Source organism: Ancylobacter moscoviensis, assembly GCF_007559435.1.
GTDB lineage: Bacteria > Pseudomonadota > Alphaproteobacteria > Rhizobiales > Xanthobacteraceae > Ancylobacter > Ancylobacter moscoviensis.
This window is the reverse complement of the sequence record NZ_VMBP01000001.1, coordinates 396,166-409,311: the sequence shown is the minus strand read 5'-3', so window position 1 is coordinate 409,311 and position 13,146 is coordinate 396,166. Positions and strand designations below refer to the sequence as shown.

Annotated in this window: 14 protein-coding genes; 4 read left to right on the top strand and 10 right to left on the bottom strand. The window is 71.0% G+C overall.

Annotated elements, in window-relative coordinates; translation table 11 throughout:
* Positions 1-13 precede the first annotated feature (13 nt).
* The 3 genes from FO470_RS01840 to FO470_RS01830 are packed head-to-tail and all read right to left on the bottom strand — an operon-like array spanning position 14 to position 3,360.
* A complete protein-coding gene (locus FO470_RS01840; protein ID WP_144341220.1) occupies positions 14-1,576 on the bottom strand; it encodes a thymidine phosphorylase family protein in 1,563 nt (520 codons plus the stop codon).
* On the bottom strand, positions 1,573-2,931 hold the full coding sequence (locus FO470_RS01835) for an MBL fold metallo-hydrolase RNA specificity domain-containing protein (RefSeq protein ID WP_144341219.1): 1,359 nt from the start codon (positions 2,929-2,931) through the stop codon (positions 1,573-1,575). The genes FO470_RS01840 and FO470_RS01835 overlap by 4 nt, the downstream gene beginning before the upstream one ends.
* Positions 2,932-2,970: 39 nt before the next feature.
* Positions 2,971-3,360, bottom strand: a complete 390-nt coding sequence (locus FO470_RS01830; protein WP_144341218.1) for a winged helix-turn-helix transcriptional regulator — start codon at positions 3,358-3,360, stop codon at positions 2,971-2,973.
* A gap of 92 nt (positions 3,361-3,452) precedes the next feature.
* Between FO470_RS01830 and FO470_RS01825 the strand changes: the two genes are divergently transcribed.
* On the top strand, positions 3,453-4,307 hold the full coding sequence (locus FO470_RS01825) for an SDR family oxidoreductase (RefSeq protein ID WP_144341217.1): 855 nt from the start codon (positions 3,453-3,455) through the stop codon (positions 4,305-4,307).
* 52 nt (positions 4,308-4,359) lie between these two features.
* On the opposite strand, the gene FO470_RS01820 is transcribed toward FO470_RS01825, so the two are convergent.
* The 4 genes from FO470_RS01820 to FO470_RS01805 all read right to left on the bottom strand — a co-directional run bounded on the left by FO470_RS01820 (position 4,360) and on the right by FO470_RS01805 (position 7,688).
* A complete protein-coding gene (locus tag FO470_RS01820) occupies positions 4,360-5,289 on the bottom strand; it encodes a LysR family transcriptional regulator (RefSeq protein ID WP_144341216.1) in 930 nt (309 codons plus the stop codon).
* A 66-nt stretch (positions 5,290-5,355) separates the two neighbouring features.
* A complete protein-coding gene (locus FO470_RS01815; protein ID WP_144341215.1) occupies positions 5,356-6,135 on the bottom strand; it encodes a VOC family protein in 780 nt (259 codons plus the stop codon).
* 91 nt (positions 6,136-6,226) lie between these two features.
* A complete protein-coding gene (locus tag FO470_RS01810; RefSeq protein WP_144341214.1) occupies positions 6,227-6,643 on the bottom strand; it encodes a DoxX family protein in 417 nt (138 codons plus the stop codon).
* A 67-nt stretch (positions 6,644-6,710) separates the two neighbouring features.
* Entirely contained in the window at positions 6,711-7,688 is a 978-nt protein-coding gene (locus FO470_RS01805) for an alpha/beta hydrolase family protein (protein WP_186291801.1), read from the bottom strand.
* A gap of 62 nt (positions 7,689-7,750) precedes the next feature.
* Here FO470_RS01805 and FO470_RS01800 point away from each other — a divergent pair, with 62 nt between their 5' ends.
* Positions 7,751-8,353, top strand: a complete 603-nt coding sequence (locus FO470_RS01800; RefSeq protein ID WP_144341213.1) for a TetR/AcrR family transcriptional regulator — start codon at positions 7,751-7,753, stop codon at positions 8,351-8,353.
* Between the two features lie 24 nt (positions 8,354-8,377).
* Here the strand turns inward: FO470_RS01800 and FO470_RS01795 are convergent, their stop codons facing one another.
* A complete protein-coding gene (locus FO470_RS01795) occupies positions 8,378-9,634 on the bottom strand; it encodes an MFS transporter (RefSeq protein WP_144341212.1) in 1,257 nt (418 codons plus the stop codon).
* A gap of 82 nt (positions 9,635-9,716) precedes the next feature.
* Between FO470_RS01795 and FO470_RS01790 the strand changes: the two genes are divergently transcribed.
* On the top strand, positions 9,717-10,724 hold the full coding sequence (locus FO470_RS01790; RefSeq protein WP_144341211.1) for an AraC family transcriptional regulator: 1,008 nt from the start codon (positions 9,717-9,719) through the stop codon (positions 10,722-10,724).
* A gap of 52 nt (positions 10,725-10,776) precedes the next feature.
* On the opposite strand, the gene FO470_RS01785 is transcribed toward FO470_RS01790, so the two are convergent.
* Positions 10,777-10,974: a hypothetical protein gene (locus FO470_RS01785; protein ID WP_144341210.1), complete on the bottom strand. Its 198-nt coding sequence runs from the start codon at positions 10,972-10,974 to the stop codon at positions 10,777-10,779.
* Positions 10,975-11,328: 354 nt separating this feature from the next.
* Here FO470_RS01785 and FO470_RS01780 point away from each other — a divergent pair, with 354 nt between their 5' ends.
* Positions 11,329-12,519 carry a lipase family protein gene (locus tag FO470_RS01780; protein WP_144341209.1) on the top strand — a complete coding sequence of 397 codons (1,191 nt, stop codon included), beginning with the start codon at positions 11,329-11,331 and terminating at the stop codon, positions 12,517-12,519.
* Positions 12,520-12,561: 42 nt separating this feature from the next.
* Here FO470_RS01780 and FO470_RS01775 read toward each other — a convergent pair whose 3' ends face one another.
* Complete coding sequence (locus FO470_RS01775; RefSeq protein WP_246659441.1) at positions 12,562-13,092, bottom strand: hypothetical protein; 531 nt, start codon at positions 13,090-13,092, stop codon at positions 12,562-12,564.
* Positions 13,093-13,146 lie beyond the last annotated feature (54 nt).

Below are 13,146 nucleotides of genomic sequence, written 5' to 3'. Positions count from 1 at the left end.
TGCCCGTTTCGGGTCACGGCTCCACTTCGATGATGTCGCCTGCCCGCGCGACATAATCGAGCGCGTAGGCCATCTCGCCGGTGGTCTGCGCATGGATGCGCAGCAGGGGCTGTCCCTTGTCGACTTCCTCGCCGAGGCGGGTCTCCATGTGGAGGCCGGCAGCCTTCGCCTCGGGCGCCCCGGCGAGCTTGGCCAGGCGCGAGAGCTTGCGGTTGTTGATGTAGACCACGCGCCCGGCGCGCGGAGCGAGCAACGGGCGGACATAGGTGGCCCGCGGCGGTTCGCGCAGGCCGCCCTGCGCGGCGCAGATCGCCTGGAACTTGACCCAGGCGGCGCCGCTTTCCAGCGTCGCATGGGCCAAGGCGGCGCCCTGCCCCTCCGCCGCTTTGCCGCCGATCTCCAGAGCGGCGCCGGCCAGCGTGATAGCGCGGCGGCGCAGGTCGTCCGGAGCCCCCGGCGCGTTCCGAAGCACGGCCAGCACGTCGAAGGCTTCGAGCGCGGGGCCGATTCCCCGGCCGACCGGCTGGGTGCCGTCGGTCTGGACGCAGGTCGTGGACAGGCCGAAACGGGCCGCGACGGCGTCGATGCGTGCCGCCAGATGGGTGGCGGCGTCCTCGCCGCGTACCTTGGCGGTCGGGCCGACCGGGATGTCGATGACGACATGGGTCGAGCCCGCCGAGATCTTCTTGGACAGCACCGAGGCGATGAGCTGGCCCTCGGTGTCGATGTCGAGTTCGCGCTCGACGCGCAGGAAGATGTCGTCGGCCGGGCTCAGATGCACCGCCCCGCCCCAGGCGATGCAGCCGCCTTCCGCCTCGACCACGCGCTTCAGCGCGGCGATGTCCAGATCGACCGGCGCCAGCGTCTCCATGGTGTCGGCGGTTCCGGCCGGGGAGGTGATGGCACGGGACGAGGTTTTCGGCATCACCAGCCCGTTCGCGGCGACGATGGCGACGATGATCGGCGTGGTCCGGTTGCCGGGAAGGCCGCCGACGCAATGCTTGTCGACGACGACCGGCGCGTTCCAGCGCAGGCGGTCGCCGACATCGACCATGGCGCGCGTCAGGCTCGTCGTCTCGTCCTCGTCGAGCGGCAGCGCGGCGCTCGCGGTGAGGAAGGCGGCGAGGTGGACCTCGGTATAGCGCCCGGCCACGATGTCGGTGACGATCTCGGAAAAGGCCCGCTGGTCGAGCCGGTTGCCGTAGATGCGCCGACGGACGTTGGCGAGCGATTCGAGGGCCGGCGGGTGGCTGACCCGAATCTCGTCGCCCTCGGCCACGCCGAGGAATTCCCAGGCGGTTTCGGAGAGGCCCACTTCCTCGCGCGCCAGCAGGCGGTCGCCGTCCACCTGGAAGAGCGTCGCCTGCACCTGCCGTGCGCCGGCGGTGACGAGCACCTGCGAGCGCGCGGAGAGACCTTCCGAGCGGCAGACATGGCAATCGGTGCGCATGAAGACGATGGGCTGGTGCTGGGTGTAGAGGCCGAGCCGTCGCGCGCGCAGCGGCGGCTGGGCGAGGCCGTTGGGGCTGCCATTGCCCGTGGCGGGAGGCGCGGCGGGTGAGGGAGGCATCGTCATAGGTCGAAGACCTGATCCTGGCGCGGGACGGTGGCGTTCCAGCCGAGTTCACGGCCGATCCGTACCCGCAACGCCTCGGCGGCCTCGGCCTCGCCATGCACGATGAACACGCGGGCGGGCGGGCGGCGGAAGCCGGAGAGCCAGCGCATGAGTTCGCCGGCATCGGCGTGCGCCGAGAGCATCGACAGGTCGTCGACCTCGGCGCGGACGGGGATCCACTCGCCATGGATCTTGATCTCGCGGGCACCCTGCAGCATGGCGCGGCCGCGCGTGCCGGCGGCCTGGAAGCCGGAGAACAGGATAGTGTTGCGCGGATCGGGCGCGAAGGCCTTGAGATGATGCAGCACGCGCCCGCCGGTCGCCATGCCGCTCGCCGAGATCACCACCTTGGGAAAACGGCCGGCGGAAATCGCCTTGGAGCCTTCGACGTCGCGCGTGTAGGTGGCGATCGCGTCCATGGCGGCGCACATCTCCGCCGTCAGGCGATGGTCGGCGCGATGGGCGTCGAGCAGCTCGGTGGCGTCGATCGCCATGGGGCTGTCGAGATAGACCGGCACCTGCGCGAGGCGGCCGGCGGCCTTGAGCTTCCAGAGATGATAGAGCAGCGACTGCGCGCGCCCGACCGCGAAGGCCGGGATGACCACCGTGCCGCCGCGCGCGATGGTCCGCTCGACGACGACACCCAGCGCCTCGGTGGGGTCGGTCGGGTCGTGCAGGCGGTCGCCATAGGTCGATTCGACGACGACGTAGTCGGCTGCCGGCACGGGCTCCGGGTCCGGCATCACCGGATCGCCGTAGCGGCCGAGGTCGCCTGAAAAGGCGATGCGCCGGCCGCCCCATTCGACCTCGGCGGTCGCCGCGCCGAGGATGTGGCCGGCATGGCGGAAAGTCAGCCGCGCGCCACCGGCGATCTCGACGGATTCATTGAACGGCGCGAGGGCGAAGAATTCGAGCGCCCGTTCCGCCTCCCGCACGCCGTAGAGCGGCAGGGCCGGCGCATGCTTCGAGAAGCCCTTGCGGTTGGCGTATTCGGCATCCTTCTCGTTCAGGTGCCCGCTGTCCTTCAGGATCAGCTCGGCCACGTCGCGCGTGGCGGCGGTCGCATGGATACGGCCGCGGAAGCCGTCCCGCACCAGCTTGGGGAGGTAGCCCGAATGGTCGAGATGGGCGTGGGTGAGAATGACCGCATCGATGCTGGAGGGCGCCACCGGCAGCGGCTCCCAGTTCAGCTCGCGCAGGTTCTTGAGGCCCTGGAACAGGCCGCAGTCGATCAGGATGCGCCGGTCGCCGTACTGAAGAAGGTGCTTGGAGCCGGTGACGGTACCGGCACCGCCGAGGGAGGTGAGGGTCAGCATGCTGTCCTGCCACGCGAGGGATTGGAGACGGCGGCGCGGTTACGCCGCCGGCGCGGACGTCGAGGGGCGGAGCGCCGGGAGGCGGTCCTCGATCCAGTCGGCCAGTGCTTCGACGAGGGCGGCGGCCTCCTCCCCGAGCGGGGTCAGCGTGTACTCCACATGCGGGGGCACGACGGGGAAGCTCTTCCGGTTGACCAGCCCGTCGGCTTCCAGCTGCTGCAGCGTCTGGGCGAGCATGCGTTCGCTCACCCCGTTCACCTTGCGGCGCAGTTCGCTGAAGCGCAGCGTGCCGGATTGCAGCGCGATGAGGGCCAGGATGCCCCAGCTGCTGGTGACGTGCTTCATCACCTCGCGCGAGGGACAGCGCGGCTCGAAGACGTCGCCGCGCTCCAGGCGGTCGGCGATGCGCGAGGAAAGGCGCTTCAACATCAAACACTTACCTTTATGTAAGTACTTCTCGAAAGTAAGTTAGGGGACTATACCGGCTCCGGAACCACATTCGCAACCGCTGGAGACCCGCCATGTATGCCGTCACCGGAGCCTCGGGGCAGCTCGGCCGCCTCGTCATCGACGCCCTGATCCAGAAGGTCGCCCCCGGCGCCGTCGTCGCGCTGGTGCGCGATCCGGCCAAGGCCGCCGACGCGGCGGGGAAGGGGGTTCAGGTCCGCCGCTTCGACTACAGCAGGCCGGACACCCTCGCGCCGGCACTGGCCGGCGTCGAGCGCCTGCTGCTGATCTCCTCCAGCGAGGTCGGCCAGCGCGCGGCGCAGCACCAGGCCGTGATCGACGCCGCCAAGGCGGCGGGGGTGAAATTCATCGCCTACACCAGCATCCTGCATGCCGACACCAACCCGCTCGACCTCGCCGTCGAGCACCGCGCCACCGAGGAGGCGCTGAAGGCGAGCGGGATACCGCACGCCGTGCTGCGCAATGGCTGGTACACCGAGAACTTCACCGCCGGCGCGGCTCCCGCCATCGCCCATGGCGTGCTGCTCGGCAGCGCCGGGAGTGGGCGCACCTCGGCGGCGGCGCGGGCGGATTACGCGGCGGCGGCGGTGGCCGTACTCGCGGGCACGTCCGTCGCCACGCAGGTCTATGAGCTGGCCGGCGACGAAGCCTTCACGCAGGACGAGCTCGCCGCCGCGCTGGCCGAGTTCAGCGGCAAGCCGGTCGTCTATCGCGACCTGCCGGAAGCCGAATATGGCGCCGCGCTGGAGCAGGCGGGGCTTCCCGGTCCCTTCGCCCATATCCTCGCGGACAGCAGTGCCAAGACCGCCGGCGGAGCGCTGTTCGACGACAGCCATGCGCTCAGTCGCCTGATCGGCCGCCCCACCACGCCGTGGCGGCAGACGGTGAAGGAAGCCGTCGGCGCGTAGAGGCCGCGCGGGCGGGCCGCCGGCATGCGGGGCGCTGTCCGGCGTCCCGTATTCAGCGGTTCCAGTCCCGCTCCGGCCGGAAGCTGTTGGCGAGGAAGTCGACGAGCGTGCGCACCTTGAGCGCGAGGTGCTTGGCCGGCGGGTAGAGCGCGAAGATGCCGAGCGGCGGCTCTTCCGGCTCGGTCAGGAGCTGCCGCACGCGGCCCTCGCGGAGGCTGGCCTCGGCGATGAAGCTCGGCACGCGGGCGATGCCGAAGCCGGCTTCCGCCGCCGCGAGGCAGGCCTCGCCATTGGAGAAGCGCAGCCGCCCGGAGATCGCGACCGTGATGGCGCCGGCCCCGCCCGAGGTCGGGTCCCTGCGCGCTCCCGCCTGGAAGCGCCAGTTCAGCGGGTCGCGGAAATTGTCGTCGACGATGCACTCGTGCCGCGCCAGATCCTCCGGGGTCGCCGGCTCGTCGTGCTTGTCGAGATAGGACGGCGCGGCGACGACGACCACATGGGCATCGCACAGCTTGCGCGCGATCAGCCGGCTGTCCGTCGGCTTGCCGACCCGCACCGCCATGTCGAAGCCCTCGTCGACGAGGTTCACCACCCGGTCGGAGAAGTTCACGTCGAGCTGGATGTCGGGAAAGGCGTCGGCGAAGGCGAGCAGCAGCGGCATGAGCTGGATGCGGCCGAAGGACATCGGCGCGGTGAGGCGCAGGCGGCCCGCCGGCGCGCCGGAGGCGTTGCGCACGGAGGCGTCCAGCGTGTCGAACTCGTCCAGCAGCAGCCTCACCCGCTCGTAATAGGCCTGCCCGACCTCGGTCGGCGACAGGGCGCGGGTGGTGCGCTTGATGAGCTGCACCCCGAGATCGGATTCGAGCCTGGAGACGAGCTTCGAGGCCTGGCCGGGGCTGACGCCGAGCCGCCTTGCCGCCTCGGCGAAGCTGCCGGTGTCGAGCACGGCGACGAGCATGCGGTCACAGTCGAGGCGGTCCATGGCGATCTTCCGGGGCCGGCGACGCGGCGGGCGGCGCGATCATAGCCGCCCGCCGCCGTCTTCGCCTCAACCGGAGGTGACGGCCTCGCCGATCAGCGCGATGGCCGTGCCCCACGGATCCGCCAGCTCGGTGCGCGGCGGGGCGGCGGGGGACCGCTGCCGGATCTCCACCTCCGCAAGGCCCGTCGAGGGATAGCTCCGCGGGCCGGCGCCGCGGCTGTTCCAGATGTTGGTCGCGAGGTGGTGGTGGTAGCCGTCGGCGGCGAAGAAGCTGCCGCCGGGATAGCGGGCGGTGATGTCGAAGCCGAGCGTGCCCGTGTAGAACTCCTCCGCCGGGCCGATGGCGCCGACCTGCAGGTGCACGTGGCCGACGCGGGCGCCTTCCGGAAAGCCGGTCCAGCGGCCCTGTCCGGCGCTGGCGGCGAGATCGGGGAGGTCGAGCGCCTCGGTGGACATGTGCACCAGCCCGTCATGCCAGGCCCAGCTGTCGCGCGGCCGGTCGGCATAGATCTCGATGCCGTTGCCTTCGGGATCGGTGAGGTAGAGCGCCTCGCTCACCGCATGGTCGGAGGCGCCGACGAGCGGCACCCGTTCCTGCGCGGCGTGCATCAGCCAACGGCCGAGATCGGCGCGCGCCGGCAGCAGGAAGGCGGTGTGGAACAGGCCCGCCTCGCGCGGCGACCGGCGCCGGGCCGATGCGTCGCGGCGCAGTTCGAGCAACACCGTATTGCCCGCGCCGAGCTGCGCGGTCTCACCGTCGCGCCGTAGCCGGTGAAGGCCGACCGCGCGCTCGTAGAAATCGGCGACGCGGTCGAGATCGTTCACGGTCAGGGCCACGCGTCCCATGGAGAGAGACGGGGAGCTGGCCGGCGCGGGAGAAGCCTCCCGCGCGGCGGATGTTGCCTGTGTGGTCACGGTTGCGACCTCCGTGGCGGCGTCAGCGGCCGGACGCGCCGTTCGAGCCGGTCTTCAGGGCGAAGGGACCATCGCCGAGAAGGGCGAGGGCGAGGAGGCCGGCGATCCACAGCGCCAGGAATTCCCAGCCGCCATTCGGATTGGTGAAGAAGAAGCCGGCCGGGCCGTGCACGGTGGCGATGGCGCCGAGGAGCACCGGGATCAGGGCGAGAGCGGCGATGCGCGGCCAGATGCCGAGGATGAGGGCGATGGCGCCGACGACTTCCCAGACGATGGTGACGTAGGCGAGCGCGCCGGGCAGGCCGAGCGAACCGAAGAAGGCGGCGGTACCAGCCGGGGTGAAGACGAAGATCTTCAGGCCGGCATGGGCGAGGAAGAGAATGCCGAGGGAGAGGCGCAGAACGAGGGCCGCATAGGGGGCGGTGCGATTGTCGATCATGATGGGAACTCCGCAAGAAAGATGCGCGGAATGTCGGCCATGTCGGATCAGATGATAATCTGGTCGATCACCGAGACACCATTTCCAATTCGGAATGAATTGGAGGAGCGTCAGGGGCACCGCCCAGTTCCTCCACCACGCGGCGCGGCCAGGGGTTCCGTCCGTCGCGCAGCCAGATCAGCGTGTCCAGCCAGAAGCCGGCGGCGTGGCTGTCGTGGAAGAGCTGGAAATGGCCGATCGTCTCGCGGCCATAGTCCACCGGATCGATCTGCACCTGCGTGCGCCCGGCGCCGGTGTAGTAGGAAAGCGCGCGCCGCAGGGCCGGGATCGTGCCGAATTCATCGTCCGAGGCCGAGACGGCGAGAATGGGTGCCCGCACGCCGGCCATGCGCGACAGCGCCTCCGCCCGCTTCCCGCGCGGGTGGCTGGTCTCGAAGCGCGGGCCGCGGAAGCTCCATTCGCGGGCGACCCCGGCGGGCAGGTCCTCCAGCCAGCCGAGCCGGCGGCCGGGGAAATAGCCACAGAGCAGGGTGGCTGCCGGCATGACGAGATGCCACTGCCACAGCAGGCCCAGCCGCCGGCGCGGCGCGTAGTCCATCCACCACGCATATTGCGCGCCGACGGTGAGCATGCGCCCGATCCGTCGTCCGCTTTCCGCCAGTCCCGGCAGGAAGCCGCCGATGCTGTGGCCGACCACCATCAGCGGGCCGGTTTGGGTCTCGTCCGCCATGAAGCGCAGCGCCGCGTCGACGTCCTGTTCGCCCCAGTCGCGCCAGCGATAGCCGCAGCCGCGCAGGTCGGTCGGCCGCGACAGGCCGATGCCGCGATAGTCGAAGGTCAGAACGTCGAAGCCGTGGCCGGCGAGGAAGCGGGCGTAGCGGTGGTAATAGCGCGCCAGCACCCCGGTCGCCGGGTTGATGACGACGGCACCCAGCGAGGCTCGTCCCTGCGCCGGCCAGAAATGCCCGCCGAGGACGACGCCGTCCCGGCAGGCGATCGCCACGCTGCGCGGCTCGATCTCGGCGATGGGGCTTCCCGTGCTCATGCCGGCGACGCTAGAGCGAAGCCGCGATGGTGTATATTCACTAGGCAGTATACTTTCCCCGCATGGAAACCGTTGCCCTGCCTACCCGCGAGCGCATTCTCCAGGCCGCCGGAAAGCTCTTCTACGGCGAGGGCATCCGCGCGGTGAGCGTGGATGCGGTGGCGGAGAAGGCAGGCGTCACCAAGCGCACGCTCTATTATCACTTCCGCAGCAAGGACGAGCTGATCGCCGCCTATCTGGAGACGCGGGACCCGCCCAACCTCGCCTGGTTCCGGCGGCAGTATGCCGAGGCGGAGGGCGACGTCGCCGCGCGCATCGAGGCGGTGTTCCGCGCGCTCGCGAGCGCCGCCGGCCATGCCCGCTGGAAGGGGTGCGGTTTCCTGCGCACCTCGGTCGAGCTCTTCAATATGCCGGGACACCCGGCGATGCGCGCCGGGCGGGCCCACAAGACGCGGCTGGAGGACTGGCTATGCGGGCTGTTCGAGGACGCCGGCATCGACAGCGCGGCGGCGCGCGATCTCGCGCGGCAGGTGGTGCTGCTGATCGACGGTTCCTTCGCGGTCGTGCTGCTCCATCGCGACCCCGGCTACATGGAATCGGCCGGCCGCGCCGCTGGCCGGCTCGTGCGCGCCGCGCTGGACGAGCCGCGGCGGGCGACGCCCTGAGGAACCGCCCGCCGCCGGCTCGCGCTATGCCGTCCGCCGCGAGCGGACGCCGACGAGGATGATGAGGGTGGCGGCCAGCAGGACCGCGCTGCTCGCGGCGAACACCGAGGAGACCCCGTCGAGGTCGAAGATCAGCCCGCCGCCGGCGGCGCCGAGCGAGATGGCGAACTGCACCGCTGCGACCAGCAGGCCGCCCGCCGTCTCCGCCTGATCGGGCACGGTGCGGGTGAGCCAGGTCGACCACGCGACGGGAACGGCGCCGAAGGCGAGCCCCCACAGCGCGATCAGCACGGAATCGAGGCCCGGCGTGCCCTGCAGCGTCACCAGGCCGAGGCCGAGCGCGCCCATGAGCAGCGGCATGGCGACGAGGGTGAGGCGCAGGCTGCGCTCCAGCAGCGGCCCGGCGAGCAGCGTGCCGGCGAAGTTCGCCACGCCGAAGCCGAGCAGGATGCCCGAGACCGCGCTGATGCCGACGCCGGTCACCGTCTCGAGGTACGGCCGGATATAGGTGAAGAAGGCGAAGTGCCCGGTGAAGACCAGCATGGCGCAGAGCACGCCGATGGCGATTCCCGGCCGCCGCAGCACGTCGACGAGGGTGCGCAGCCGCGCCGTGCCGCTCGGCGCCATCTTCGGCAGTGTCGCGAACTGGGCGACGAGCGTCACCACCGCCAGCGCGGCGGCGATGAGGAACACCACCCGCCAGCCGAAGAGATGCCCGACATAGCTGCCGACCGGGGCGGCGAAGATGGTGGCGGCGGAGACGCCGCTGAACATGATCGACAGGGCGCGCGGCACCAGCGCCTCCGGCACCAGCCGCATGGCGAGCGCCGCCGACATGGCCCAGAAGCCGCCGAGCGCCGCGCCGAGCAGCACGCGGCCGACCAGCAGCAGGGTGAGGTTCGGCGCGAAGGCGACGATGAGGTTCGACGCCACCAGCAGCACCGAGAAGGCGAGCAGGACGAGGCGGCGGTCGATGGTGCGGGTCGCGGCGGTGACGATGAGGCTCGCCACCAGTGCGACGGCAGCGGTCGCCGTCACCGCCTGCCCCGCCGTTCCCTCGCTGATGCCGAGGTCGGCGGCCATCGGGGTGAGAAGGCTCGCCGGCAGGAATTCCGCCGTGACGAGGCCGAAAACCCCGAGGGTAAGCGAGCCGACGGCGGCCCAGGCGGGTTCGGCGGCGAACCCGGTGGGGGCCGCCGGTTCGGTGATGGACGGCTCAGGAACGGCCTCCGGCGAAAGGGCGTCGGCCGTCTGCTCCCGCCACTGCAATGCGTCGCTCATGGGAGATCCTTTTGGAGAAGCGCTGTGCGTTGCAGCAGCCGTAGGCTGGAACTGGCGGACGATCTATGCCATCAAATCCGGAATGGTTGATCGTAAGTCCGACAATGACGGCGCGCGCGGCGCCGCGAGCGGGAGCCGGCTCGCCGCCGACGCGGTGAGCGAGCTGCTCATGGGCATGCGGCTCGTCGGCGTGAATTATCGCCGCATCGAGCTGACGCCGCCCTTCGGGCTGCGTTTCGGCGGAGAGCCGGGGCGGGCGCAGTTCCATTTCGTCGCCTGCGGCCCGGTGCTGCTGCGCCGGGAGGACGGCGCCGTGCACGCCATGAACACCGGCGATGCGGTGCTGCTGCCGCGCGGTGGCCGGCACGATCTGGTCTCGCAGCCGGACCGGCCGGGGCGCGACGTGGCGGATTTCGCCGCCGCCCCGCTCTGCCCGAGCGTCAGCGCCATTTCCGCCTGCGCCAGCGGGGACTGTTCCTCGCCGCGGGTGCAGGTGTTTAGCGGCTGCATGGAATTCGATCTCGGCGGCATGAATCCGCTGATCGGTCTGATGCCGGAGCAGATGTTCGCTGGCACGCTGCTGTCGCGCTATCCCGAGATACTGCCGATGCTGGAGGCGATGGAGCGCGAGACGCGCGGCGAGCGCGCGGGTTTCGCCGGCATTCTCGCCCGGCTGGCGGATGTGGTGTCCGCCTTCATCGTCCGCGCCTGGGTCGAATGCGGCTGCGGCGAGGCGAGCGGCTGGATCGAGGCGCTGCGTGACCCGCGCCTTGGCCGGGTCCTTGCCGCCGTGCACCGCGATCCCGGCCGCGACTGGACGGTGGCGGAGCTCGCCGCCGAGATGGGCAGCTCCCGCTCGGTCTTCGCCGAGCGCTTTCTCACCGTCACCGGCATGACGCCGTTGCGTTACCTCACCGAGCTGCGCATGCGGCTGGCGGCGCAGTGGATCGGCCGCGACCACCTGCCGATCGAGGAGGCGGCGCACCGCCTCGGCTATGGCTCGCAGGCGGCCTTCAGCCGGGCTTTCAAGCGGGTGACCGGGCAGGCGCCGGGCGCGCTGCGGGCGCAAACGCATTCGGCCCGGTCCTGAGACCGGGCCGATGATGGCCGCACGCGAGGCGCGGCGGCGTACCGGCCGGAGGTCAGTGCGAGGAGCGGGAGTTGAGCTCCACCTGCTCGCGGATCGCGGTCGCGGCGTTGCGGGCGGCGAGAACGTCCGCGGCGTTGCGGCCTTCCACGACGGGCGCCTGCGGGGCGGGCTTGTAGGTGGCGGCCTCGGCCGAAGCCGCGCCCAGGGCGATGGTGGCCGACAGGATGGCGAGCGAAACGATCTTGTTCATGGCGGTTCTCCTGTGTGAACGCCGGGTCGAGGGAAGGTGCCCGGTCGTGTCACCAAGCTAGGAGTGGGAGCCCATCGCCGGAATCATGCCTGTGCTTAGCCGGATTATGAATGGATTTGGTCAACCCCATATCTTCGGATAATCCTTCCGTCCTGGGCCTTCCCAACGGGCAGGCCGGACAAATCCGCCCCCTTTCGAAAGAGGCGCGGCGCCTTCTCCGCCAGCATGGCCAGGCCGTCGATGGGACGGCGCATGCGCCGGCGGCGCGCTCCCGGGCGCCGCATGCCGGACGAAGGCGAGGGCCCGGCGATGACTTCCGGCATTCATGCGAGGATCGGTGTCGCGTCCCCCGTCATGGCGTATCTGCGCGACAGGGCCGTTCCGGCGCTGTGCGGCGGCGCGCTGCTGCTGTCATCGTGGAGCAGTGCCGTGCACGCCGCCGACCCGGCGGATTTCTACGCGGTGCCGGAAGCGTCGTTGGCCGGCCGTCCGGGGACGCTGATCCGCGCCGAGCCCGTGCCGGCACCCGCCGGCGCGGCGGTCGCCTACCGCATCCTCTATCGTTCGCGCGGTGCCGACGGCCGGCCGGTCGCGGTTTCCGGCGTGGTCGCCGCCCCACCGGAAGGCACCGCGCGCGAGCCCGTCGTCACCTGGGGCCACGGCACCAGCGGCATCGCGCCCGGCTGCGCGCCGTCGCGTTTTCCCCGCCATGCGTTCGAGAGCATCGGCGGCCTGCACGATCTGCTGGCCGACGGCGATATCGTGGTGGCGACCGACTATCAGGGGCTCGGGGCTGGTCATGTTCACCCCTATCTCGTCGGCGCCAGCGAGGCGCACGCGATGATCGACGCCGTGCGCGCCGCCCGGCAGCTTCCCGGTCTGCGTGCCGGACGTCGCTTCGCCAGCTGGGGTTTCTCGGAAGGCGGGCAGGCTTCGCTGTTCACCGGCGCGCTGGCCCGCAGCTATGCGCCGGAGCTGACCTTCGAAGGGGCGGCGGCGGTCTCCGCGCCGACCGAGCTCGGCCGCCTGCTGAGGAACGACATCGGCACGCCGGCCGGCGAGGTGGTCGCCTCCTTCGCGGCCTGGTCGTGGAGCCATGCCTATCACGTGCCGCTCGGCGAGGTGGTCCAGCCGCAGGTGCTGCCGACGCTGGAACATATCGCCACGCTGTGCAGCCTCGATCCGTTCCAGCGGATCGCCGTCGGCCTGTCGACCCTCGCCTATGGCGGGGCCGGGCCGCTGCGCCCGGATGCCACCGGTCATGCCGACTGGAGCCGGCTGATCGCGGCCAATTCGCTGCCGACGCCGCGCGGCGTGCCGGTGTTCCTCGCGCAGGGCGACGGCGACGATCTGGTGCAGCCGTCGACGACGCGCGACTACGCCCGCCGGCTCTGCCGGGACGGGGTGGCGCTGGAGTACCGGGAGATTCCCTTCGCCTCGCATGGCGGCGCGGAAATGGACAGCGCGGCGGCCGCCAGCGGCTGGCTCGCGGCCCGGTTGGCGGGTGCCCGTCCTCCCAGCGACTGCGCGCAGCTCGCCAGATGAGCCGCGCCCGGCAATGTCCGGCCGGTCGCCGCTGACGGCTGGTCAGCGCAGCAGCGCCCGCAGCCGGAGCCGCAGCCGATGGGCCATGCGGCGCAGGCTTTCCTTCATCTCGTCGAGGTGCAGCGCGAGGGTGATGCGCCGGCGCACCGCGTTCGCGGTGTCGATCACCCACGCCATCCAGCCGATGGTCATGAGCTTGCTCCGGCCGGCGCTGAAGATGCGCTCGATCAGCACGAAGCTCACCAGATGCGCGGCGAGGAACAGGACGGTCCCCGACCGTCCGGCGCCGTTGGCGATCCAGAGCAGGCCGACGAATTTCAGCGGCTCGACGATGGCGTAGGGAATGGCGAGCAGGACGAGGATCACCAGTGGATGCAGGCCGCCGACCCAGCGCTCGAAGCTGTGCATGATCCGGAGCGCGGCGATCCGGGCGATGAGCGGGCGATAGATCGGGCGCACCAGCTCGTCGAGGATGATGACGACGGCGCACAGCGCGCGAAAGACGAAGCCGAGCGCGACCCGCAGGGGATGACGGCGCCGACGCGTGTTGGAGGAGAGAATCGGATCAGTCATGGCGGCGCGATGATGCGCGCGATCGCGGATGGGGTCATCCATGGACAGGCCCGG

Coding starts and splice junctions, on each gene's coding strand:
- FO470_RS01800 (WP_144341213.1), top strand. CDS start 7,751: ATGGAAACCGTTGCCCTGCCTACCCGCGAGCGCATTCTCCAGGCCGCC.
- FO470_RS01835 (WP_144341219.1), bottom strand. CDS start 2,931: ATGCTGACCCTCACCTCCCTCGGCGGTGCCGGTACCGTCACCGGCTCC.
- FO470_RS01840 (WP_144341220.1), bottom strand. CDS start 1,576: ATGACGATGCCTCCCTCACCCGCCGCGCCTCCCGCCACGGGCAATGGC.
- FO470_RS01780 (WP_144341209.1), top strand. CDS start 11,329: ATGGCGTATCTGCGCGACAGGGCCGTTCCGGCGCTGTGCGGCGGCGCG.
- FO470_RS01775 (WP_246659441.1), bottom strand. CDS start 13,092: ATGACTGATCCGATTCTCTCCTCCAACACGCGTCGGCGCCGTCATCCC.
- FO470_RS01810 (WP_144341214.1), bottom strand. CDS start 6,643: ATGATCGACAATCGCACCGCCCCCTATGCGGCCCTCGTTCTGCGCCTC.
- FO470_RS01785 (WP_144341210.1), bottom strand. CDS start 10,974: ATGAACAAGATCGTTTCGCTCGCCATCCTGTCGGCCACCATCGCCCTG.
- FO470_RS01805 (WP_186291801.1), bottom strand. CDS start 7,688: ATGAGCACGGGAAGCCCCATCGCCGAGATCGAGCCGCGCAGCGTGGCG.
- FO470_RS01795 (WP_144341212.1), bottom strand. CDS start 9,634: ATGAGCGACGCATTGCAGTGGCGGGAGCAGACGGCCGACGCCCTTTCG.
- FO470_RS01825 (WP_144341217.1), top strand. CDS start 3,453: ATGTATGCCGTCACCGGAGCCTCGGGGCAGCTCGGCCGCCTCGTCATC.
- FO470_RS01820 (WP_144341216.1), bottom strand. CDS start 5,289: ATGGACCGCCTCGACTGTGACCGCATGCTCGTCGCCGTGCTCGACACC.
- FO470_RS01815 (WP_144341215.1), bottom strand. CDS start 6,135: ATGGGACGCGTGGCCCTGACCGTGAACGATCTCGACCGCGTCGCCGAT.
- FO470_RS01830 (WP_144341218.1), bottom strand. CDS start 3,360: ATGTTGAAGCGCCTTTCCTCGCGCATCGCCGACCGCCTGGAGCGCGGC.
- FO470_RS01790 (WP_144341211.1), top strand. CDS start 9,717: ATGGTTGATCGTAAGTCCGACAATGACGGCGCGCGCGGCGCCGCGAGC.